The sequence below is a fragment of the Halobacillus halophilus DSM 2266 genome (assembly GCF_000284515.1).
Classification (GTDB): Bacteria; Bacillota; Bacilli; order Bacillales; family Halobacillaceae; genus Halobacillus; species Halobacillus halophilus.
The window spans coordinates 3,864,936-3,887,297 of the sequence record NC_017668.1; the positions used below are offsets into that span (position 1 = coordinate 3,864,936).

The window sequence follows — 22,362 nt, forward strand, 5'->3', positions numbered from 1 at the left end:
CTCCTAGCTGATTTGTCCGCTAAGGTCCATATGGTCCCTAATAATTAATTCTTGGGGATAAGTGGTAAACCGTTCAGAACCTTCTTCCGTAACACGGAAAGTTTCACTGATTTCAATTCCATCCGTATCAAACCATAAAGCCGGTATAAGGTGAAATGTCATATTCGGCTTTAAGACGGTAGGATCACCTTTTCGAATACTCGCGGTATGCTCTCCCCAATCCGGCGGATAATTCAGCCCAACGGAGTAGCCGAGTCGTGCCTCTTTTTCAAAACCGTGCTTCTTAATCGTCTTTCTCCATACTTCTTCAAGCTCCCCGCATGTCACCCCCGGTTTAGCTGCGTAAAGAACTTCCTGTATCCCTTCAAGGACGACCGGGGCTACCACTTGAAGCTTTTCATTCGGCTGTCCAACCGTTACGGTTCTTGCAAGTGGTACATGGTAACGCTTGTAACAACCCGCCAGTTCAATAATGACGGCGTTCCCTTCTACAAAAGGACGGTCGCTCCACGTTAAGTGTGGAATCGAGGTGCGGTCACCGGTCGGGAGCAGAGGGACAATTGCTGGATACTCTCCTCCAAATTCTGGTGTTCCTTTGACCATTTGATAGTAAATTTCAGCAGCTGTATCACATTCACGCACTCCCGGGCTGATACTTTCCACACCTTTTTGCATCGCTAAATCTGCGATCTTCGCTGCTTTTTTCATATATTCAATTTCCTGGTATGATTTAATCATTCTTACCCGGTTAACCAGCAGGGTAGCATCTTGAAAAACGGCATCCGGCATTCCTTTTTTCAATCTCTCAAGCGCCATACCGGTAAAGTAATATTGGTCCATCTCAACGCCAACTCTTCGATTTCCATGGCCAATTTGGGTTAAAATTTCCGAAATGAAATCCATTGGGTGATAATCTTCAGAGTGAACATAATAATCCGGGTAAGCAATTACATTTTCATCATAAATCCAAGTTGTAACCCGGGCACCATTTGCATCCTGGTAACGTCCAATCCATAAAGGCTGTGGCTCATCAATGATAATGACAAGCATCTGATGAACATAGAAAGACCAGGCATCATACCCTGAGAGGTAATTCATATTTGCCGGATTTGAAATTAGCAGGACTTCGATTCCTTTCGCTTCCATACTCTTTTTTGTCTCTTGTAACCGCTGGTGATACTCAAGAATGTCAAAAGGAAGCACCATTTGAACCCCTCCACTTTTTTCTGAATATTAAAATAATGATTACTTATATTTTATTCAACCCGCTTTTTTTTTGTAATGTAAAAAGTGTATGAAGTTTCAAAACCAGATTTACTACAAACTTAAAAATCGACACTCTCTGTAAAAAGACTCCTTTAGTAAGATGCAGCGAAATGGTGTGTTACCATGAAGCTAATACTTATAAGGAGGGCCCTAAGAAATGAACTACAGTTACATATCTCACTTGTACTGCCCGAAATGTTCGAAAACTTATTCAAGCAAAGAAACTCAGCATTTATGCACATGCGGATCTCCGCTTTTGGTCGAATACCGTCTGGATGAATTAGCCCACGATTGGAAGAAAGATCACCTGGCGAACCGCTCTCCTGATTTGTGGCGCTATCATGAACTTCTTCCACTGGAGGATGAACAATACAAAACCACTTTAGGAGAAGGAATGAGTCCATTACTTTCAATGAACAAAATCGGACAAGATATGGGTATTCATGATTTACTCATGAAGGACGAAGGAACGATTCCTACAGGGTCATTTAAAGCTCGTGGAGCGGCTGTTGGAGTTTCAAAAGCGAAGGAACTTGGTGTGGAAGAAATGGCTATGCCTACGAACGGAAATGCAGGCGCTGCCTGGTCTCTATATGCCGCTCGCGCATCTATGAAATCTACTATCGTCATGCCAATTGATGCTCCCAAAATCACCAGAAACGAATGTGCTATATCAGGGGCAAGCTTATACTTAGTCGATGGATTAATTAGTGATGCGGGTCAAATTGTTGGGAATGCTGTAAAAGAGAAAGGAATGTACAATGTTTCTACATTAAAAGAGCCCTACCGGATCGAAGGCAAAAAAACCATGGGGCTGGAGATTGCTGAACAGCTCAACTGGGAAGTTCCTGATGTGATCCTTTATCCGACCGGCGGTGGTGTTGGCCTAATCGGGATTCATAAGGCTTTAAAAGAACTTCAGCAGCTAGGGTGGATTTCTGACGACAAGATGCCGCGTTTAGTAGCCGTTCAATCAGAAGGTTGTGCACCTATTGTAAAGGCATGGGAAAAAGGAGAAACAGAAGCTCCTTTCTGGGAAAACTCTGAAACCGTAGCTTTTGGAATTAACGTACCTAAAGCTCTTGGAGATTTTCTAGTACTTGAAGCTCTTTATGAGACAGATGGGTGCGCCATAGCGATCAGTGACGATGCTCTTCTTGAGGAACAAAAGAAAGTGGCTCAAAAGGAAGGGGCTTTTGTGTGCCCTGAAGGAGCTGCGGCATTCTCGGCGGCCCGCCGCCTTCGCGATCAAGGATGGATTCATGAAGAGGAAAAAGTGGTGGTTTTAAATACAGGAGCCGGCATTAAGTATCCAGACACCGTGAACGTGGATTTGCCTATCCTTAATCCTGGAGACAGAATTAGGTAAACGAAAAAAACCAAAAGAAAAAGACGGGCTAGCCCGTCTTTTTTTACGTCTTTAATTCATTTATAGGAAAGATTTACTGCTCTTTATTGACTTAATTGCAAGGATGACGTGCTTTCTTTTGCAGTTCTCCGAATCAAAAACCCGGTCTGAGATCGACTGAAGTATTAGTATTTCAGTTCTAAAATTTACGGAAGAGAGATAAGAACCATTCCCAACTGCCTTTCGGTTGTTCTGTTTTTCTCATCGCTCCCTCTAAACGTGTATTGAAATCGTTTTGCAGCCGCCACTCTTTATTTTGCTCCGCACGCATATTTTTAATTTCTTCTTGTAATGCTTCCGTCTTTTCTTTTTCCTGCTGAAGCAATGTTTCATAAAGCTCTTCCTGCTGTGTAGAAAGCTTTTCAATTTTGGCATTGGTTTTTTGAGCAGAATTGCTAATCCCCGCACTTATATGATGGTGATCCTGCTGCAGACGTGACATGGTGGTTTTTAATTCTGAAATATCGTTGGTTAATTGCACATTCATCTCGCGGGTAGCTGCTAGTTCACTGGATAGAGCCCTGAAAAATTCTTTTAACTGATCGTTGTTCTGGAGTGAAGGATTGTATGTATCGGGCACCGATATACCAGCTTCCTTATACCCTTTTAAGCGTTCTGTCTGCTGTTCCACCAGTTCCTGAGCTATAACGTCTAATGGCTTCTCCGTATCGCGTATCGATATAAGTGCTTCGATATCAGAATGAACAAAGATACGCCGGTCACGATTTTTGAAAAACTCATATCCATTCCGTTCTAAGATTTGAGCGTATTTTCGAACAGTTGGTGTCGCAATTCCCACTTCTTCGGCTACTTCTTTAGAAGAGAAAGCCTGTTCATTTGGTTGAATATCGCTTCGCATATCGCACCTCTTTCTATTAAATACCAAGGTTTCCTCTGACCTCTCCAGGTTATATCGCCTGGCGATATACCTGACTATCAAAAAAGTGCTTATAAAAATAAAATAATAAAAATCCCCTTAGGCTGTAGTCCGTCCGTTATTCTATACAAGATCTTATATCGCCTGGCGATACAGGCAATATGATGACTATTAGAAAATAATGAATAAATGATAATAAAACTACTGTATCTTAGTTATTATAAAATATATTGCCTTGCGATACAACTAGATTCTAAAGACATATTCTTCTATAAACAGAGTCTATTAGGCCCCTTTTGTGCCTATGGCCGTGCTTTTTTCACATCCATTAAATTCAGAAAGTTCATATCGTGTCGATATAAGCGATATGCTATCACCTTCCCCTTCTGAAAAATGATAGCCTTACTATAAAATGTTTCTGTGAAACATTTTCACTGTTGGTTATTTTTTAATCACTGCTAGTAATACTAGAAAAAGCCTTAGATAATGTGTTCTCAAGCTTTTTGACTAATTTATACGATCAGTATGTGCCAGAATCGTGGACAATTCCGTAAATATGAGTCGGTCATTACCAAAGATGTAAATGTGCGGCCGCTGATAGTGAACGCTATTTAATCTACCTTACATAAAATATGGAGAGTCAGCTGATTTAAGATATTCGCTTAACACTAGTAGCAGGTTTTCAGCAATAGAAAACCCTCTCTCCGTTATGATCGGAAAGAGGGTTATATCGCTAACTACTACTACGAATGTTATACTTCCACGCTTTATCCTCATCGATCATACGTTTCGCAGCGTATATGAGTATAAACTGGAGGAAGATAATAGGCAGACCCATGAGTCCTGAAATAACTTCAAGAGGTGGTAGTCCACCAATACGCATAAGCACTAAAGCCAAACCAGTTATAACAGCTGCAACAATAATACGCAGCAATTTCGGCGGCTCATACTTACTCATATCTCTTGTACTCGTATAAGCGGCTACGGTGTAAGTGGTAGAATCAAGCGTGGTCGTTAAGAACACGAGAGCCACAACCATAAAGATGATAATAGAAATTTCTCCGAATGGAAGAGTCGACAATATTTCTGGAATAGCTGCCATTCTTGCGTTATTTTCAACCATCTGAAGAATAGACATATCTCCCATAAGATATCTATGAACACCTAGTCCTCCAAGTACTCCTGTCGCAACCCATGATATAAGGGTAGGCGCCAGCAAGTAAGTCAGAATCATTTCCTTAATCGTTCTGCCTCTTGAAATTTTAGCGGCAAATACACTGTGGAGCATAGCCCATGTAGCACTGTAAGCATACCAAAACACGGTATTACTTTGGATATGTGAGGTTGCCCCCTGATGCACAGATTGTGTGTTTAACGAAATATTAAGGTAATTAGCTAATAGGAAGGATACACTATCGGAGAAGTAATTTAATATAAATACTCCTGGTCCTCCTATTAAAATAAATAAAGCAAATATAGCGGCTAAATACATATTAAACGTACTCAACCGTTTAATTCCTTTTTCAATACCTAAATACGCACTAAGTGAAAATAAGAACACCCATATGATCGTGACCGTTATGGTCAGACCAAAGTTAACTTCTATACCTAAAAGGTGAGATAAGTTCTGAGTAATAATAGGCGCTCCTAATCCAAGTGTTACAGCTGCGCCTGCAAGAATACTAATAAGGAATAAAACATCAAGCACTTTGCCGCCTAATCCATCCGTAAATTTATCGCCAAAAAGAACACGACAAGCTTCAGATATCCTCATTAATGGACGTTTTCTTACGTGAAGAATGTACCCCATCGCCGGAGCAATCAACACGAAGATGGCGAAAACTTGAAACCCCCATAAAAACATGCTGTAGGCATTTCCCCATAATAGAGCTTCCGGAGATCCAGCTTCTACTCCTGCTGGTGGATCATTAGCAACAGAAGTCCACTGAAGCATTCCGGTTCTCATAATGGTCGAACCTACGCCCATAGCAATCAGTATCGATGCGTATTCAAATAAAGTGAACCGCGGCTTCTCATTAGGTTTTCCCAGTACGACTTGACCGTATTTTGAAAATGATAAATACAATCCTGCTATAACTAAAATAATTCCATACCAGAGATAACCCCAGCTGAACACCTCTACAATATAATCAAATATAGAATTCAATACTTCCAATGACTCTTTCTCGTACATAGCAAATGGGATGCTAATCCCCAGTATGATTAATAGTGAGGGTATAAAAATCTTGTAATCGATGAGCTTCTTCCTATCCATCTAAATCCTCCTCAATCCTTTCTTAATAATTGGTCTATATCCCTGCTTACCCGCTCATTACAAAAAAAAACTAAATTAATATATTAAAATACTTTTTCATAGTATTTAAACCTGAAAAATTCAAAGACTAAAAAAGACTAAGCCTCAGAAGGCTTAGTCTTTCTTTCAATCCTCTATACAGGAAACTTCACACCTGTTAATCGCTCGGACTCTTTCCAAAGCAAGTCCGCGTCCATTACATCGTAAGCATGAGTTTTAGGAGCAACTACTACAGGATCCCCTTTCATCTCCATAAAACCGGAAGGACCTAAATAGCGTCCGCCTTCTAAAGAAGAATCGGTAGCTGCGCGAATACCTGGGAGCGCTCCATCATAGGCACTTTGTGTAACGCGGGTAAGCACCCCTTCCAGCATTTTATAAAGAAACTTGTCTTCTACATGCCGTGCCAAGTTGGTTTGAGCACCGCCGGGATGAGCCGCTTCGCTTTTTACAGACAAGCCGGCTTGCTCAATTCGTCTCTGCAATTCAAAGGTAAACAGCAAATTGGCCAATTTAGATTGGGAATAGGCCTTCATTGGTTTGTATCCTCTTCCGCCTTCAAACATCAGGTTATCAAAATCGACCGTTCCTGATTTGTGGGCATTACTGCTGATATTAACCACTCTGGAGTCCTTTGTTTCTTTTAAGCGTTCGAATAGAAGCGCAGTCAAAGCAAAATGGCCCAGATGATTAATGCCGAGCTGCTGCTCAAAACCGTCTTTCGTTTTACCGTAAGGTGTCGTCATTACTCCTGCGTTATTCATCAGGATATCCAGCCGAAAGTATTTGGCTTTAAATATACGTGCGAATTCTTTTACAGAATCTAAATCCTGAAGATCTAATGGCATCACATCAATAATGGCATTCGGATTTTCTTTCCTGATCGACTCATATGCCTCTTCTCCGCGTTCTAAAGATCTTGAAGCCAGGATAACAGTTGCTCCTTTTTCAGCAAACACTTTTACCGCTTCGAATCCAAGACCTCCGTTCCCGCCTGTTACAATGGCTACTTTGTCTTTTAATGAAGGGATTTGATCTACAGACCAAGTTTGTTGACTCATTTTCTGCTCACTTCCTCTATTGGTATATTGAATGGATATCTTCTCATCTGTAATGCCTAAATTTATTCTTCCTATTCTTTTACCCTTTAACTTCTTAACTAAACCGATCTGAAATAAGGAAGTAAACCCACGGCGGAAATGACCAATAAAAAAACAGTGCCATTCCTGCAGACACTGTTAAAACAATCTATTAACTATTAAAGATAAGCTCCCGTTTGTGCAAGACTCAGTTTCGAGATTAATTGGGCCCGTTACTCTATGTGGAAGAGGGCTGGTGGGAGGAACGGACCCTTCTAGAAAAGAAAGATTCTCGTACTTAATCTGGATTAAATGCTTTTATGACAGGCTATTGCGGATCGTTACATCCTAAAATAGGTATAAAACTACATGGTCTAATTCCTCATCACGCAGGTGATGTTTGAAGTGGTTTCGAGCTTCTGCTTTGGCAAGGTCCGGAGGGGGACGATGAAGACTCCTGTGGGATAAACATGATCGGTGAGACCCCGGAAGTCGAAGACTGAGGAGGCTCAGCACATGCCCACGGAAAGCGAATCGTCCCCCGCAGGACCATCACTATGATCCAATATCTCGAAACTGAGTCTTTCACAATCCAGCCATATTGTTGAATAAGTGTGAATGATTATTGATGTTAATCAGAGTCTAGTAAAAGTCCCGCACTCCAGGTTTCGTTATAGACGTTTTACCGCTTCGGCTATTGATTCGGCATGTGTGATGGCTGAAACAACGGCTACCCCAGCAGCTCCTGCTTCTACAACCAATAAGGCATTTTCCGTATTAATCCCTCCGATGCCGACAATCGGTAAATCCGGATAAGCCTCTCTCAGCTGCTTAATCCAAACGGTTCCGACCACAGGCTTGGCGTCTTCCTTCGTGCTCGTTTGAAAGATTGGACCAGCTCCAAGATAGTCGACCTTTTCTAACGAACTTTGGATTACTTCCTGCTCTGTCGAAACGGATAGACCGAGGATTTTGTCTGGAAATTGCGACCTTATGACTTCCACACCTATGTCTTCCTGACCTACATGAATCCCGTCTGCATCAAGCGGTTCAACCATATCTAAATCATCATTGACTATGAAGAGGATCCCCTTCTCCCGGCAAAGACTTCTTAGTTTCCAGCCAAGCTCATGTTTCGCCTCTCCTTCAAGCGATCCCGTTCCCTTTTCTCTATATTGGAAAGCGGTTATCCCTGCTTCGATGGCTTCTTCCAGGACAGCTTCAGGATCCCTGTCTGTGTCCTGGCTGCCCATCACGAAATACTTTCTTAACTGCTTAGATAAGGTCACTGTTCGTCTCCCCTCCACTGATCAGGGTCCATAGCCAATGCATCGAGAAAACGAGGGGTGAATGTTCCAGATCCCTGTACTTCTTCCTGAGATGCAGCATATTCAGCCGCTGCTCCGAAAAATTCCAGAGCTGTATGGATCTTGGTTACACTTGATCCAGTTGCAGACATGCATGCAGCAAGAATCGATCCTAGAAGGCATCCGGTTCCTGTCACCTTCGCTAAAAGAGGGTGACCTGTTGAATTAGTCCGGGTTTCGGTTCCATCAGAAACTACATCCATTTTTCCTGTGACAACAGCGGTCGTCTCATAAGTTTGTGCTACTCTTTCAGCAATTGATTTCTCGTTCCCTGTACCGGTCGATTCCACCCCTTTTGTCTCTACTTCTTCTCCTATTAAATGGGCAAGCTCACCGGCATTTCCTTTAATTAAGGAAGGTTTAACCCTTTCTAAAATGGTTTGAATACTTTTCGAGCGGAATTTAGTAGCAGGTGCTCCAACCGGATCCACTACCACAGGAACCCCTGCCTCATTAGCTGCCTGGCCTGCTGTAATCATGGCATTTACCTGTTTTTCTGTTAATGTCCCTATATTAAGAAGAACACCGTCGGCAAGACGCGATACATCCTCAACCTCTTCTTCGGCATGTGCCATGATGGGGGAACCTCCAAAAGCAAGTAAACCGTTTGCACTGAAGTTCATCACCACTTCATTCGTAATATGATGAACCAGCGGCTGCTTTTCACGCACTTCTTTAATAATATTTATATCCATTTGTTAGAAACCTCCTCACGAGTAGCGAAATGATTGGTCGGACCGCTGCCATGGCCTAAATCGAAGGAATATCGAATTGCTTCCGTTACAAAATATTTAGCTTGTTTGACCGCTTCAACTAGCGAGAGTCCCTGGGCCAGGTAAGCAGTAATCGCTGCTGAATACGTACAGCCGGTCCCATGAGTGTTTTCTGTTTGAATACGTTCGGATTCGAAGGCATGGATCTCATTTCCATCAAATAAATAATCGATGGCTGCACCTGCTCTATGCCCACCTTTGACTAAGGCTGCACCTGCTCCGAAGTTCTTAACGATAGCTTCAGCCGCTTCTTTCATATCTTCCTCCGTTTCAATCCTTTTCCCGGTTATCTCTTCCGCTTCCGGGATGTTAGGGGTTACTAAAGACGTTAAAGGTAGCAGCTGTTTTCGTAACACCTCCCGAGATTCTTCCTCACTTAATGAATCACCACTTTGAGAAATCATAACAGGATCCATTACATAATAAGCGTTGATCTCCGGGATCCACTCGGCTATTACTTTCATCATATCTTTTTGAGCGATCATTCCTGTTTTTAGGGCATGGACCGGCATATCTTCAGAAATAGACTGCAGTTGTTTTTCCAGGAAATCAAGGGGAAGATGGTGAATATCCTTTACCCCCGTTGTATTTTGAGCAACAGCAGATGTGATCACGGACATCCCGTAGCATTTTAATTCCTGGAATGTCTTTAAATCCGCCTGGATACCTGCCCCTCCGCTTGGATCTGTACCCGCAATAGTCAATGCGCATGTAACGTGGTTCATTTAACATCCACCGCCTTTCCTTCAATCCATTCTTCACATGTATAAGCCATTTCCCAAAAAGACCATTCCAGCTGACAGCTTTTCCGAAACGCATCTCTTATACGACTGAGTTCTTTTTCTGAAGCCTGTTCAGCTAAATGATCCAGCCGGCTTCGTAAATGATCCGTCAGAATTTGCATCTCGCTTTCGGCATAGAATTTTATCCAGGGATAAAAAGGATGATCTTGGTCAGGCTCATACTCCTCCATCAAATATCTCCCTATCTCTAAATAAGTCCAGGGACATGGGAGCAGTGCGGCAATAATTTCACCAAGACCTCCCATTTGAGCATGGTACATCATATGCTTCACATAATGATCAGCCGTTGGAGGGAGTGGGTAACCTTGAAGATCCTCGTACCGAATACCGATATACTCGCACAAATTATGATGGGGATGTACTTCACTATGAAGAACAAAATTAACCTGTTCGTTAAAATATTGAATATCTTCACGCTCCGAAGACTTGGAAATTGCAATTCCATAAATGTGCATAAACGCATTTAAATATTCGTAGTCTGCTTTTATATAATGAGCAATAGATTCCGAGGGAAGACGACCATTTCCAATCCCTTCAACAAAAGGATGATGAAAAATTCTTTCAAATATATCATGATTTTCTTGTCTTAACTGTTCTGTAAATGACATGAATATGCCTCCTGATTTTTTCGGAAGCTACTAAGGGAGGGAGAGAGTGGGGCTGCTTACTACTTCCCTCCGCTGGCATGATCCAGATCAGGTGTTAAGGGACCAAGGAATTTATTTCCTTATCTCAGCGAACACTCGCGCCCCTAGTAGATTCCGTGTATTATGGTTGTAAGATATATTTTTCCAATTTAACTCTTGTGACGATGATCCATCCTATCATAGCGCCCGATATACTGCTGACTAAAAAAGATGGAAGAAATACCAGAGCTCCAGATGAGCTGCCCATGAGTAAGTTGGCATATGGAACAGCGAATAAGGCTCCAATAACTCCGGTACCAAGCACTTCACCGGCAACGGCTGCCATTTTATTCTGAATCCATTTGTATAAGATACCCGCAAGAAAAGCACCGATCATTCCTCCAGGAAACGCCAGCAAGGTGCCTAACCCCAGGAGGAGGCGTAATAGACCGATCATAAAAGCTATGGTTACAGCCGGTAAAGGACCAAGTGTAATAGCTGCCATCACATTTACCGCATGCTGGACTGGATAAGCCTTTGCTACGCCTGCTGGAAACCAGAGCAGCTGAGCACCAAGTGTTCCAATCGCAACAAATGCAGCCATAGTCGTTAGTAATCTCGTTTTGTTCATGTCTGTCCTCCCTTCCGTAGGGGAAAAATAAAAAAGCCAGATCCTGGGAAGGACCTGACTTAAAAGGGTAATGTCTAATAAAAATAGTAGACTACTTCCCTCCGCTGGTCTTAACCAGATCAGGTTCTTAAGAGTCGGAATGCTTCTTTGCTTTCCTCTCAGCCTATTTAGGCTCCCCTAGTAGTTATAATCATAGATTCACTTGGTTGTTTTATACTATAACAAAGTTAAAGATAGATGTCATGGAAAATTATTCAAAAATCCAAATAGAAAGGCAGGCAAGTCCATGAAAGCTTGGGGATGCATATTTTTCATAGCTATGATTCTGGCCGGGTGCGGATCTGCACCAACTTCTAATTCTGATAGTGATTCCAAAAAATCACCCGAACAAGAAAACCCTGCGCCTCCTGAAATTACTGGATTTGTTATGGAGCAGAAAAAGGACCAAATCCTAGTGGTCTCCCCCTTGGACTCTAATTCTGACAGTACTGCGAATGCGATGTGGGTCTCAGGCGCACCTAAAGACCGCTGGGTAGGGAAACAGGTAGAAGTGTGGGTGAAAAATGGGGTCCGTGAATCCTTCCCTTCTCAGGCAGAAGCAGAAGAAGTGACGATTCTCGAAATGAGCCATGTAGAGGGTGCAGATTTAGAAGCTTCTGAGGCTCTGTCTAAAGCTCTAATGGAGATTACGGGGGACAAACTTTTAGCCGTAAAGATGATTTCTTACGTTGAGGAAGAGGATGTATGGGAGATTCAATTAACTAGAATTGATTCAAGGAACGAGGACTTAGAAACAATCGTCGCCGACAGATAATAAATAAAAATGAGCGGCTCCTTTACAGAAGAAGCGCTCATTTTTCTATTTTCTTCAACATCCATAAGCGTACACTGAGCTCCAGGAGGAAAAGATCATCTGCATCCAATAAGGAAAGCCCTGTTAATTGTTCAATATTCCTTAAGCGATGCAACAACGACTGGCGGTGAAGATTTAAGGCACGGGCCGTCTGGCTTACGTTACTGTTATATTTGTTATAAACAATGAACGTATGAATTAAGTCGGTCTGTCTTCGCTGATCATATTCGATTAGTTTCTCCAAGGTATTCTGGACAATAAACTCAATTTCTTTTTCATGTGATAGGGCCATTAACAAGCGATTCATCCGTGTATCACTGAAAAAAGTGCGGTCACCATCTTCATGTTTCTGGCGCCCGATATTTAAAGCGGTAGCGGCCTCTTCATAGCTCTGGTGGAAGTTGTACAGGCCATCTTTATGGCAGGAGACTCCCCAGGAAATCGTAATACCGGCAAGTAACTCGTGAAGGCGCCGCTCCACAAGATCAAGAAATTGATTGGCTGTCTCCGGGTATGTGTTGGCATCCGCTTCTATATAAACAATGACTTCCCCTTCATCAAAGGTGGTCATCGTCTGACGCTTCAGCACATCGCCTGCATGTGTCACTTCCTTTTGAATATAGTAGTTCCGGCTGTGCATGGAGGAAGATTGGACCGAATGTTCCTCTGAACCTACGGGACCATCAATCTGCTTTTTAAATCGAATATCCCCTACGAGACATACATATGGTTTCTCTAAATCATATCCAAGGAGGTGAGCTTTTGCCAGGAGCGACTTATCGATATCGACTTCGGTTTTGGCAAGTTCTAGCAGAAAGTTATCCTTCAAGCGGATTTCGGTCATTTCGATTGCGTTTTCTTTTACAAAATATAAAGCGCAGGCCGTTAACGTATGCTCTAAAATCGATAAATCCACCCATGACAATTCATGGTCCTCCTCTGGCTTAAACAGCAGATATCCTTGCTTTTTATAATTCGAAAGGATCGTCAGCTGATAGCAAAAATGCGGACCAATCTCATATTTTTCAATGTAATGAACTAATGGATGATCACTAAAAGGCTCGGGAGAAACGAGTTGAAACGCTTCGTTTTCTTTTCCGTTCAGCACGTCCAGAAAATAACGGTCGAATTGCTGATTAGCCCTGATTTGTTTATTATGATCACTGATAGCAGCAGGAATATGAGTATTATCGTAAAGAATCGTGGTGATTTCCTGCAATCCTTTGCCGTTCAATACACAATTAATCAATTCCTGTCGGATGGTTTCGGCTCGCTGCTGTCCGGTCTGCTTTTCTTCACTTATTAAACGAAGAACATCGTGCAGAATATCTCCGAATCGCACCTCCCATGGAATTTCCATAATCATAAAATTGTGTTCCTCTGCTATTTTCAGAATGCGGTCCGGGATTTTGTAAAGATATCGTCCGGTAGCAAAAGCGAGAGCTGAAGCATCTGCACGAATAACATCCTTCACATATTCCTCAAGTGCCGTTACATCGTCTCCGCATCCCACCCCGGTACTCAGTACAAATTCATTATTTCTAACAAAATTTTCCACAGGTGTCTCAATTACGGATATCCATTGTACGGGCTTATCTGTGATCTTAGTTAACACTTTGGCTTGTTCAAATATAGGTAACCGCAGCACATTTTCCACTGTAACTCCCATTCGCTTCACTCCTGCCCTATTGATTCTTAATTAAGTGATCGATGGTGTGTTGGTCAATGTTGTTTCCGCTGACCACCAGTACGACGTGGTTACCTTTAGCACCCTTTTCGTTAAGCAGCCAGCCCACACCTGCTGCAGCAGCACCTTCCACCGCCATTTTGTGATGGTTCAGCATGAATAAAATTCCGTTACCAATCGATGCTTCAGAAACCAATTTTGCTTCGTCTAAAAAGGTCTGTGTTAAAGAAAAGGTGTACTCATTGTTAGGACCAAGGCCGCCAAGCAGACTATCCGCAAGCGTGTCTTCTTCTTTCAGGATAACGGGCTTGCCCTTTAGCAGACTCTCATACATAACCGCTGACCTTTCCATCGAGACCCCGGTGATTTGAATGTCAGGATCAATACTCTTTAAAGAGGCACCAATACCTGATAGTAATCCTCCCCCTGATAAAGGAATAATTACCTGATCCACATCCGGACACTGCTCCATAATTTCAAGTCCAATGGTCCCTTGACCTGCGATCACTTCCCGGTCGTCAAATGGTTTGATAACGGTCATACCAGCTTCTCTCTGGAGTTCATAGCAGCGGGCTTCAGCATCATCCTGACTTTCCCCCACCACTTCTACCTGAGCTCTCAGACGCTTCAAACGATCGACTTTAGCCGCGGGTACACGATTAGATATACAGACCACACACGGAATGTTAGATTGTCCCGCCACATAGGAGACAGCGATTCCATGGTTTCCTGTAGAAAAAGTAGCGACTCCTTTCTCTTTTTCCTCCGGTGTCAGAGAGAGGATTTTGTTCGCAGCCCCCCTCAGCTTAAATGATCCGGTGGGATGAAAGTGTTCAAGCTTCAAGTAGACATGTGAGCCCGCATGTTGGGAAAGATGCTCAGAATAAATTAAAGGTGTTGGACCATCAACAATCTCTCGAATGCGTTTCTTTGCTTTCCAGACTTCTCTAAACGGCAATAATGGATGCTCCACCAGACCGCCCCCCTATTCTTTACTATATGAGACAACCATTCTGACTTTTCTGATATTTTCGTTGTACTTCTTATTATAGTTGATAGTACGCTTCTCATAAAAGAGTCTGTCAGAAAAAAACAATATTCCTCCTTTTTCTTCGATAGTTTCAGTGCAGCTTGTTAAAGATAAGCTCCCATTTGTTGAAGACTCAGTTTCGAGATAGGGTCTCACCTAGATCCTTCTCCCACGGGAGTCTCTCTATTTCCCCCACCAACCCAACTATAATTTTGTGAACGGACCCTGCTAGTAAAAAAGTGGGAACCCTAAACCGCCTTAAATGCTTCTATAGCCGTGTCCCCCCCCCCTGTACAGACTCTTTATTTAGCGTTAAGCACGTAGGTTACCCTTCCTTATATGAAGGCATTTACATAAAGGGGTTGGAGCTTCTTATGAACGCAAAGGGGCGGAAGGGAACGGTGAAGACTCCTGCGGGATGAACATGATCGGTGAGATCCCGCAGGGCTGTTAAGCCCGAGGAAGCTCACCACATGCCCGCGGAAAGCGAGTCGTTCCCTGGAGCCCCTTTCTCCACTCAATATCTCGAAATCGAGTCTTCAACTAAACGGCCCGATTGTTTAATAAGGCGTTTGTAGAGTAAGATAAAAAATAGCCTGGAGAGGAACCAGATGGGTTCTCTCCAGGCTGAGAAGCTTGGAATAATTTATTATTATCAGTAAGGGGTTCGATCCTTTCTATGAAGATACTGTAGCATGGGACATTAAACGTCTCCTAAGCCGTAGCCCATTTCCCTACGGTCTGAAGCATATTTTCTCCAGGGAAATGCTTTTTGAATATTCGATAGTAAAAAGCTTCCTGCTTCGAGCGGATTTCTACAGGGGCAGTCTCCTGAAGACGAATCAACTCATCATCTGTGATGCTTTCTTCCGCATGCGCATCCAGTAGATCCAGCGCTCCGCTTCCTTCAGAGAACTCTGCTTTCTTTCTCCAGAGAACTTCATCAGGGAGCACGCCATCAAACGATTTTCGGAGCAGCCATTTTTCCATGCGGTCTTTTTTATGAATCTTAAGACCAGCCGGAATTTTCAGGGCATTCTCTACCACTTCCATATCAAGAAACGGAACACGAAGTTCAAGCGAATGCGCCATGCTCATTCTATCGGCACGCTGCAGGTTAACATGATGAAGAGTATTTAGGATCCGGATGATTTCTTTATTAAGCATTCTTGTATCCTGAAACCTCTCCATGTAGGCGTAGCCTGCGAACAGTTCATCAGCACCTTCACCTGAAAGGATTACTTTCACATGTTCTGATGCTAATTTTGATACAAAATAATTCGGAATCGCACTTCTGACTAAGGAAGGTTCATAAGACTCTAAATGGTAGATTACATCCTCTACAGCCGCTACCAGTTCCTCCTGCGTATAAATAAATTCATAATGATCTGTTCCAATCGCTTCGGCCACTTTTCGTGCATTGATTACATCCGCACTTCCTTCCGCTCCAACACAAAAAGATTTAAGCGGAAATTGCCCTTTATGATATCGTTTAGCGATCGCGGCTATTAAACTGCTGTCCAGACCGCCGCTCAGCAGAACACCCACTTCTACGTCGGCAAGTAAACGCTTCTCCACAGCTTTCTCCATCGTTTCACGAATCGATTGGTTGACCCGATCCAGTGACTCTTCATTAAACATACTTTTTGGAGCTTGCACATGTCTATAACATACAAAACCTTCTTCAGGAGTGAAGTAATGGCCATGCGGGAACTCTTCTGGTTGATGAACGAAGCGTTCAATAGCCTTAAGCTCAGATGAAAATACATACTGTCCGCCCTGGTCTAATCCGTAATATAAAGGTTTTATCCCTAATGGATCACGGGCTACAATAAAGCTATCATTACGTTCATCTGCAATAAAAAAAGCAAACATTCCATCAAGCTGATCAATGGCTTTCGCGCCTTCTGATTCGATCAGTTTTAAAGCTACTTCACTATCTGACTGAGTCAGAAAGCTGGTCTTACTTTCCAACTCTGATTTTATAGATTCAAAATTGTAAATTTCTCCATTACAGACGATCCATTGATCTTTTTCGGCGTTGTGAATGGGTTGAATACCATCATTCAGGCCTATAATCGAGAGGCGCCGGTGTCCTAAATGGACGCGGTCGGTTACAACTGATTTCCCTTCATCCGGACCTCGGTGATGAAGTAATTGCAGTACTTCATCCATTTGGCTCTTTTCGATTTCTCCCATTGACACAAATATCCCACACATTAGACGGATCCTCCTCAATAAAAATCTTTCTTGTCAGTACTCTTACAATAGGCTACGCCCATTTACAATTTTATTCAAACCTCAAATACCTCCAAATTCCTGTAAAAAAGCCTACTTCCTATGTCCAGAAGTACTGTAGCAAAAGACGCAGGGAATGTTTGCTATTTGAAATAAAATAAAGCCTCCAGCTTCATAAGAGCTGGAGGCAGATCATTTAATTCTTTTTACTTAACGATTCTTCAATGACTCGTCTAAGTATTTGGGGGTCATGGACGGACTCAATGCTTGCTTGCAAAATCCGTTCTCTCGGGAGCACAGACCAATCAAGATCGAAATTCGCTTCTAAGGCCAGACAGCGAATAAACTCACGGAGTGCGCGCCCATTTCCTTCTCGAAAAGGATGGAGTACATTTAACTCCGCCATGTAATAGGCAAGATAAACTGCTAACTCTCCACGGTCCATATGTTCCCAGTCTTCTTTTGCTAATGCTTCAAACAGCGGCCCAGCGGCTTCTTTAATAAAGCGTGCTTGAGCAAAAGAGAACCCATCCTTGGTTATATTTTCAGTCCGTATTTCCCCGGCAAATGGATACAAATCTCCAAATAGATACTTATGAATCTTTTGCAAATGACGTAAATCAAAATCACCCTGGGCAGGAAATGCCTGAAGTTCAGCCAAACGCTGGGTGGAAAGAATCGTCTCCATTCTCTGTAACTGATTGTCATCCATAATATCATAATGGTTAATCAGAACCGTAGAATCCCGGTAGTAATAACGGGAAGACCCACTGCCGTATCGGGAGTTAGGCATGTCGCGAAAGTTCCAAAGCCCTCTTAATAAATTCCTTATGGGTGATGGCACCGGTTAAACATTTCTTCACAAGCGTCTCTTGCTTTTGGCTTAGGCGCAGGCCTTCGACAGCCAATGATGCTTTAGCTGGACGCATCAAATTTTCCGCCTCTTCCTCTGTACGCGTACTCATTAACAAACCCTCCGCCTCATAATCATTCTATTATATATTATACTACAATTTGGAGAAAAAATACAGGTGAAACGAGCGACAAAATCCTATTATGACGCCTTTTTTATGAGGTTTTCTTCTTTGAACCTGCATTCGATTTTCGCTTTGTTGTCTTTTTCTTGGTCCCTCCTTTTGTTTTTTCTAAAGATTTCTCTAAAGCTTCCATCAAATCAGTTACATTATCAGGCTTCGGTTTATCCGCAGCTGTGGTAACCTCTTCATTGTTTCTTTTCGCTTCAATTAAATCAAGCAGAGCTGTACGATATTCATCCTTATACTTTTCCGGGTCAAACTCTGCAGTAAGTTGATCAATTAACGTCACGGCTGTACTTACCTCTTTTTTGCTTAGTTCCGTTTCTTCCGGAACGTTAGGGACATCTTTAGATTGTCGGACTTCGTCCGGGAAATGGATGGTCTCCATAACCAGCGTATTTTGGTAAACGCGAACGATGGCAAGCTGCTCTTTAGAACGAATAATAATCTTCGCTACACCAATTTTGCCTGTGTCGGTTAGGGCTTTTCTTAACAATCCATAGGCTTTACTTCCACCTTCGCTCGGTGACATATAGTAGCTTCTTTCAAAATAAATGGGGTCAATTTCTTCAAGTTTTACAAAGTCCAGAATCTCTACGGCTTTATCTTCCTGTTCCTTTTTCAACGTCTCCAGATCTTCCGCATCTAAGACCACGAATTTGTTCTTAGCGTATTCATATGCTTTTACAATTTCCTGACTTTCTACTTCTCTTTCACAAACCGGGCATCTTTTTTTATATTCAATCGGCGACTTACATTCTTCATGAAGCTGCCTAAGCTTAATGTCCTTATTCTCTGTTGCTGCATGAAGCTTAATTGGAATATTGACCAGCCCAAAGCTAATCGTGCCTTTCCACATTGTATGCATAAAGCCCACTCCTTTTTCCATAGCTTTCTCGAATGCAGGGAAAATATGTTTAAAAGCGCAGGGATAACTCAAACTAATGGAAACAATGAGGAGGTTTAAAGATGGTCAAACCTATGCTATTGACACTGACGGACGATCTCCCTGGAAGTGATGAGTGGATGTATGAAGTGAAATATGATGGATTTCGTGTACTCTTACATGTGAACGAGGGTAACATTACACTCACAAGCCGAAATGGTAAGGACTTTACTTCTCAGTTTCCTGAAATAAGCGAGTTGAAAATCGAGTCTGACTTCTCCCCTTTTACGCTGGATGGGGAACTCGTCATCTTAAACACCCCTTATCAAGCTTGCTTTTCTGCCCTTCAGCAAAGAGGAAGGTTACGAAATGCAGATAAAATACAGCGATCGGCCAGGCAGAGACCAGCCGTCTTTATGGCGTTTGACTACCTGAATGAGGAGAAGGCTTCCTACATAGAAAGGAAGAAGATTCTTGAAGAACTTCTTAAGACCTTCCGTCATCCCAGCATACAGGCCGTCGAATCGTTTCCTGACCTGAAGGAGGTTGAAGGCCTTGTCCATCTTCATCGCGGAGAAGGAATCATTGCGAAAAGAAAAACTAGCCGCTATGAAGCCGGTGTAAGATCTAAACATTGGCTTAAAGCCAAGCAATGGAGAGCTGCTTCCGGGTTTCTTACAAGTTATGACCAATCGAACGGATACTACCAGCTTCAAGTGGAAGAAAAAAATAACAGCCTTTATCCTCTGGGGCGCTTTAAACACGGCATGACAGCTGAAGAAGATCATACTTTACGAAATTTTTTTAAAGAGAAAGGAACTAGAAAAAAACAGGTGTGGGAGCTAGAGCCAAGTGTATGTGTTGATATTCATTGTTTGAATGCTGAAAAAGGAGAGATGAGAGAGCCTACATTTCACCAGTTCCGGTTTGATCTGTCTCCGTCCGACTGTACTTTACAGAAGCTGAAATGGGATTTGTCTCTCTTTCCGGAACAAGTGGAAGCTACAAATCTCTCCAAAGAATTATGGAACGGCCTGTCCAAAATGGACTATTTAGTGTATATGAGAATGGTATCGCCCTATCTTCTACGTTTTCTTCAAGATAAGAAAATAACCTTAATCCGCTACCCGGACGGAATTAATCAACCATCTTTCTATCAAAAGCACTATCCTGATCATGCGCCGGATTATGTGGATGTCTTTGAAGAAGCAGGAGAACGGTATATTCTATGTCAAAACTTATCCTCCCTGATGTGGATCGCCAACCAGGGGGCTCTTGAACTGCACCTTCCTTTTCAAAAAGCAGGAGCTTCCTTCCCTGATGAAATTGTCATTGACCTGGACCCTCCAGACCAAAATCACTTTCACCTGGCCGTTTCAGCAGCCAGCCTGTTAAAACCTCTTATGGAAAAGCTAAACATTAAAAGTTTCATAAAAACTTCCGGAAATAAAGGAATGCAAATCCATATCCCTATCCCAGAACGCACTCTGAGTTATGAAGAAACCAGGAAGCTCACCGAAACTTTTGCACGGGTGCTTGTGGAACAAGAGCCTGATCTTTTTACAATTGAACGTCTCAAAAAGAAACGGGGAGATCGTCTCTATATAGACTATGTACAGCATGCAGAAGGCAAAACAATAATAGCCCCCTACTCTGCTCGAGCAACCAAAGAAGCCACAGTTGCCACCCCTGTGTATTGGGAGGAAGTAACCAAGAATCTTGATCCCAGGTCGTTTACGATTAAAAGTATAGTAGAGCGTATTGAGCGAGTGGGCTGTCCTTTTTCTAATTATGAAAAAGCAAGATACGAGCAGCCAATTGATCAATTGCGAAATGTAATAAGCGATAAATAAACTCTATATTTCTGTCGATTATTGCCCGGGAAATGAAAAAATCCCCGGAAATATTCCCGGGGATTTTAATAGGCTGCTATTCAGATACTAAATTGAAATTTTCTCTTAGTTTGAACTTTTGAAGTTTACCGCTGGCATTTCTCGGAAGCTCATCTACAAACTCATAGCGTCTGGGTCGCTTATACCGGGCCAACCGATTACTGGATGTACAGAACTCATCAAGAGTTTGTTCATTAAGGCTTTCATCTTGTTTAACAATAAAAGCTACCACTCGTTCTCCCCATATTTCGTCCGGTTCACCAATAACGGCTGCATCGAGTACGAGAGGGTGATCAAACAAAGTATCCTCTACCTCTCTGGAATATATATTTTCCCCGCCCGATATAATCATATCTTTAACCCTATCACTGACCCATAAATAACCCTCATCATCTAATGAGCCAATATCTCCTGTATGATACCACCCTTTATACAGAGCTTCCTCTGTTGCTTCCGGTCGGTTGTAATACCCCTCCATCATACTAGGTCCTCGTACAATAATTTCCCCTCGTTCACCAGGTTTGCAGATAGCCTCCGGTTCAGACGGCCCATGCTCGTTGGTTCTTACTACCCGAATTTCATGATTTAAGAGCGCTCGGCCCGCTGATCCAGCTTTTGAAACTTGCTCGTCTTCCATTAAAGCAGTAATCGCCGGCCCCATCTCCGTCATACCATAAGCCTGCAGAAGCTGTACTCCAATCGCTTCGTGCAGACGTAATGTTAAGGCGGGTGCCATTGGCGCTCCACCATACAGTCCTTTTCTGAGGGTCTGGAAATCCTCTTGAGAGAAGTCCTCCTGGAGCATCATATTCCACATGGTAGGTGCAGCAAACAACGTCGTAATTTGCTCCTGTTTAATCGTTTCAATAACGGAAGGAGCATCAAAGTGGTGAAGCAACACATTGGTACTTCCAATCATGACTCTTGGGAAGAAAGCGCAATGCAGTTCAGCACAGTGAAAGATGGGAGCCGTGGTTAATCCCCGATCCTCCGGGTTCAACTGCAGGCAGGCGGCTATAATTAAAGATTGATCAATCATATCCCTGTGGGAGTGAACGACTCCTTTCGGAAGGCCGGTTGTACCAGAGGTGTACATGATCGCATAGGGATCTGTTTCATCTAAGTCGCAGGAAGGTCTGACAATGGGAGCATCTATTAATTGATCATAGTAATGGACAGCATAAGCAAGGTCGTGTTGATCAATTGACCATAACTCTACATCGCTAAGCACAGGGATTAACGGCTCCACTCGATCCGCAACAGCCTTCTCAAAAAGAACCACTTTCGGAGCAGCGTCTTTTAGAATAAATTCGATTTCTTTAGAGGTAAGCCGGAAGTTGATCGGATTGAAGATGGCCCCGAGCTTCGTACAGGCAAAAAGTGCTGTCGCAAATTCGGCAGTATTAAACAGGATGGTCGAAACTTTATCCCCTTTTCCGACGCCAGAAGTCTTAAGTGCATTAGCCAGTCGATTTACTTCAACATCCCACTCCTGAAACGTCCATCTTGTACCTAAACGCAGATCCACTAATCCCTCTTTGTTCGGATATTTCGCTGCCGTCTGTTCAAACATGCTACGTAATGTTGCTCCCACT

The 22,362-nt window shown here is 42.8% G+C and carries 19 protein-coding genes and 2 riboswitches; of the genes, 3 read left to right on the forward strand and 16 right to left on the reverse strand.

Annotated elements, in window-relative coordinates:
- Positions 1 to 3: 3 nt before the first annotated feature.
- On the reverse strand, positions 4 to 1,206 hold the full coding sequence (locus tag HBHAL_RS18935) for a M24 family metallopeptidase (RefSeq protein WP_014645138.1): 1,203 nt from the start codon (positions 1,204 to 1,206) through the stop codon (positions 4 to 6).
- Positions 1,207 to 1,423: 217 nt separating this feature from the next.
- Here HBHAL_RS18935 and HBHAL_RS18940 point away from each other — a divergent pair, with 217 nt between their 5' ends.
- Complete coding sequence (locus tag HBHAL_RS18940) at positions 1,424 to 2,635, forward strand: threonine synthase (protein ID WP_014645139.1); 1,212 nt, start codon at positions 1,424 to 1,426, stop codon at positions 2,633 to 2,635.
- A gap of 178 nt (positions 2,636 to 2,813) precedes the next feature.
- On the opposite strand, the gene HBHAL_RS18945 is transcribed toward HBHAL_RS18940, so the two are convergent.
- From HBHAL_RS18945 to thiW, 8 genes are all read right to left on the reverse strand, one after another.
- On the reverse strand, positions 2,814 to 3,533 hold the full coding sequence (locus HBHAL_RS18945; RefSeq protein ID WP_014645140.1) for a hypothetical protein: 720 nt from the start codon (positions 3,531 to 3,533) through the stop codon (positions 2,814 to 2,816).
- 751 nt (positions 3,534 to 4,284) lie between these two features.
- Positions 4,285 to 5,826, reverse strand: coding sequence for a BCCT family transporter (locus HBHAL_RS18950; protein ID WP_014645141.1), 1,542 nt, complete (start codon positions 5,824 to 5,826; stop codon positions 4,285 to 4,287).
- Between the two features lie 173 nt (positions 5,827 to 5,999).
- The gene (locus HBHAL_RS18955; protein WP_014645142.1) at positions 6,000 to 6,926 is read right to left on the reverse strand and encodes an oxidoreductase; all 927 of its coding nucleotides are present in this window, start codon (positions 6,924 to 6,926) and stop codon (positions 6,000 to 6,002) included.
- 689 nt (positions 6,927 to 7,615) lie between these two features.
- Positions 7,616 to 8,197: a thiamine phosphate synthase gene (gene thiE / locus HBHAL_RS18960; RefSeq protein WP_051005653.1), complete on the reverse strand. Its 582-nt coding sequence runs from the start codon at positions 8,195 to 8,197 to the stop codon at positions 7,616 to 7,618.
- 32 nt (positions 8,198 to 8,229) lie between these two features.
- A complete protein-coding gene (thiM, locus tag HBHAL_RS18965) occupies positions 8,230 to 9,006 on the reverse strand; it encodes a hydroxyethylthiazole kinase (protein ID WP_014645144.1) in 777 nt (258 codons plus the stop codon).
- Positions 8,997 to 9,809 (reverse strand): bifunctional hydroxymethylpyrimidine kinase/phosphomethylpyrimidine kinase, encoded by an 813-nt coding sequence (thiD, locus tag HBHAL_RS18970; protein WP_014645145.1) that lies wholly within the window; start codon positions 9,807 to 9,809, stop codon positions 8,997 to 8,999. Before thiD ends, thiM begins: the two co-directional genes overlap by 10 nt.
- Positions 9,806 to 10,495 (reverse strand): thiaminase II, encoded by a 690-nt coding sequence (gene tenA, locus HBHAL_RS18975; protein ID WP_014645146.1) that lies wholly within the window; start codon positions 10,493 to 10,495, stop codon positions 9,806 to 9,808. Before tenA ends, thiD begins: the two co-directional genes overlap by 4 nt.
- A gap of 47 nt (positions 10,496 to 10,542) precedes the next feature.
- Positions 10,543 to 10,650: riboswitch (TPP riboswitch) on the reverse strand.
- 5 nt (positions 10,651 to 10,655) lie between these two features.
- Positions 10,656 to 11,144 (reverse strand): energy coupling factor transporter S component ThiW, encoded by a 489-nt coding sequence (gene thiW / locus HBHAL_RS18980; protein WP_014645147.1) that lies wholly within the window; start codon positions 11,142 to 11,144, stop codon positions 10,656 to 10,658.
- 79 nt (positions 11,145 to 11,223) lie between these two features.
- A riboswitch (TPP riboswitch) is annotated at positions 11,224 to 11,333 on the reverse strand.
- Positions 11,334 to 11,430: 97 nt separating this feature from the next.
- On the opposite strand from thiW, the gene HBHAL_RS18985 reads away from it, so the two are divergent.
- Positions 11,431 to 11,958: a DUF3221 domain-containing protein gene (locus HBHAL_RS18985; RefSeq protein WP_014645148.1), complete on the forward strand. Its 528-nt coding sequence runs from the start codon at positions 11,431 to 11,433 to the stop codon at positions 11,956 to 11,958.
- A gap of 37 nt (positions 11,959 to 11,995) precedes the next feature.
- Here the strand turns inward: HBHAL_RS18985 and HBHAL_RS18990 are convergent, their stop codons facing one another.
- The 6 genes from HBHAL_RS18990 to ku all read right to left on the reverse strand — a co-directional run bounded on the left by HBHAL_RS18990 (position 11,996) and on the right by ku (position 18,857).
- A complete protein-coding gene (locus HBHAL_RS18990) occupies positions 11,996 to 13,666 on the reverse strand; it encodes a PucR family transcriptional regulator (protein WP_014645149.1) in 1,671 nt (556 codons plus the stop codon).
- Between the two features lie 16 nt (positions 13,667 to 13,682).
- Positions 13,683 to 14,657: a pyridoxal-phosphate dependent enzyme gene (locus tag HBHAL_RS18995; protein WP_014645150.1), complete on the reverse strand. Its 975-nt coding sequence runs from the start codon at positions 14,655 to 14,657 to the stop codon at positions 13,683 to 13,685.
- Positions 14,658 to 15,428: 771 nt separating this feature from the next.
- Complete coding sequence (asnB, locus tag HBHAL_RS19000; protein ID WP_014645151.1) at positions 15,429 to 16,934, reverse strand: asparagine synthase B; 1,506 nt, start codon at positions 16,932 to 16,934, stop codon at positions 15,429 to 15,431.
- A gap of 214 nt (positions 16,935 to 17,148) precedes the next feature.
- Complete coding sequence (locus HBHAL_RS19005) at positions 17,149 to 17,745, reverse strand: Fic/DOC family protein (RefSeq protein ID WP_014645152.1); 597 nt, start codon at positions 17,743 to 17,745, stop codon at positions 17,149 to 17,151.
- Positions 17,738 to 17,917 (reverse strand): hypothetical protein, encoded by a 180-nt coding sequence (locus HBHAL_RS19010; RefSeq protein ID WP_041601463.1) that lies wholly within the window; start codon positions 17,915 to 17,917, stop codon positions 17,738 to 17,740. Before HBHAL_RS19010 ends, HBHAL_RS19005 begins: the two co-directional genes overlap by 8 nt.
- Before the next feature lie 103 nt (positions 17,918 to 18,020).
- Complete coding sequence (gene ku, locus HBHAL_RS19015) at positions 18,021 to 18,857, reverse strand: non-homologous end joining protein Ku (RefSeq protein ID WP_014645154.1); 837 nt, start codon at positions 18,855 to 18,857, stop codon at positions 18,021 to 18,023.
- A gap of 101 nt (positions 18,858 to 18,958) precedes the next feature.
- Between ku and ligD the strand changes: the two genes are divergently transcribed.
- Positions 18,959 to 20,728 carry a DNA ligase D gene (gene ligD, locus HBHAL_RS19020; RefSeq protein WP_014645155.1) on the forward strand — a complete coding sequence of 590 codons (1,770 nt, stop codon included), beginning with the start codon at positions 18,959 to 18,961 and terminating at the stop codon, positions 20,726 to 20,728.
- Positions 20,729 to 20,804: 76 nt separating this feature from the next.
- On the opposite strand, the gene HBHAL_RS19025 is transcribed toward ligD, so the two are convergent.
- The gene (locus tag HBHAL_RS19025; protein WP_014645156.1) at positions 20,805 to 22,361 is read right to left on the reverse strand and encodes a fatty acid--CoA ligase; all 1,557 of its coding nucleotides are present in this window, start codon (positions 22,359 to 22,361) and stop codon (positions 20,805 to 20,807) included.
- Position 22,362: the final 1 nt, after the last annotated feature.

Excerpts from the sequence above, each read along its gene's own strand:
- tenA (WP_014645146.1), bottom strand. The coding sequence starts at position 10,495 with ATGTCATTTACAGAACAGTTAAGACAAGAAAATCATGATATATTTGAA.
- HBHAL_RS18985 (WP_014645148.1), top strand. The coding sequence starts at position 11,431 with ATGAAAGCTTGGGGATGCATATTTTTCATAGCTATGATTCTGGCCGGG.
- HBHAL_RS18990 (WP_014645149.1), bottom strand. The coding sequence starts at position 13,666 with ATGGGAGTTACAGTGGAAAATGTGCTGCGGTTACCTATATTTGAACAA.
- HBHAL_RS19010 (WP_041601463.1), bottom strand. The coding sequence starts at position 17,917 with ATGAGTACGCGTACAGAGGAAGAGGCGGAAAATTTGATGCGTCCAGCT.
- asnB (WP_014645151.1), bottom strand. The coding sequence starts at position 16,934 with ATGTGTGGGATATTTGTGTCAATGGGAGAAATCGAAAAGAGCCAAATG.
- HBHAL_RS18950 (WP_014645141.1), bottom strand. The coding sequence starts at position 5,826 with ATGGATAGGAAGAAGCTCATCGATTACAAGATTTTTATACCCTCACTA.
- ku (WP_014645154.1), bottom strand. The coding sequence starts at position 18,857 with ATGCATACAATGTGGAAAGGCACGATTAGCTTTGGGCTGGTCAATATT.
- HBHAL_RS19005 (WP_014645152.1), bottom strand. The coding sequence starts at position 17,745 with ATGCCTAACTCCCGATACGGCAGTGGGTCTTCCCGTTATTACTACCGG.
- thiD (WP_014645145.1), bottom strand. The coding sequence starts at position 9,809 with ATGAACCACGTTACATGCGCATTGACTATTGCGGGTACAGATCCAAGC.
- thiW (WP_014645147.1), bottom strand. The coding sequence starts at position 11,144 with ATGAACAAAACGAGATTACTAACGACTATGGCTGCATTTGTTGCGATT.
- ligD (WP_014645155.1), top strand. The coding sequence starts at position 18,959 with ATGGTCAAACCTATGCTATTGACACTGACGGACGATCTCCCTGGAAGT.
- HBHAL_RS18945 (WP_014645140.1), bottom strand. The coding sequence starts at position 3,533 with ATGCGAAGCGATATTCAACCAAATGAACAGGCTTTCTCTTCTAAAGAA.
- HBHAL_RS18955 (WP_014645142.1), bottom strand. The coding sequence starts at position 6,926 with ATGAGTCAACAAACTTGGTCTGTAGATCAAATCCCTTCATTAAAAGAC.
- HBHAL_RS18940 (WP_014645139.1), top strand. The coding sequence starts at position 1,424 with ATGAACTACAGTTACATATCTCACTTGTACTGCCCGAAATGTTCGAAA.
- HBHAL_RS18935 (WP_014645138.1), bottom strand. The coding sequence starts at position 1,206 with ATGGTGCTTCCTTTTGACATTCTTGAGTATCACCAGCGGTTACAAGAG.
- thiE (WP_051005653.1), bottom strand. The coding sequence starts at position 8,197 with ATGGGCAGCCAGGACACAGACAGGGATCCTGAAGCTGTCCTGGAAGAA.
- thiM (WP_014645144.1), bottom strand. The coding sequence starts at position 9,006 with ATGGATATAAATATTATTAAAGAAGTGCGTGAAAAGCAGCCGCTGGTT.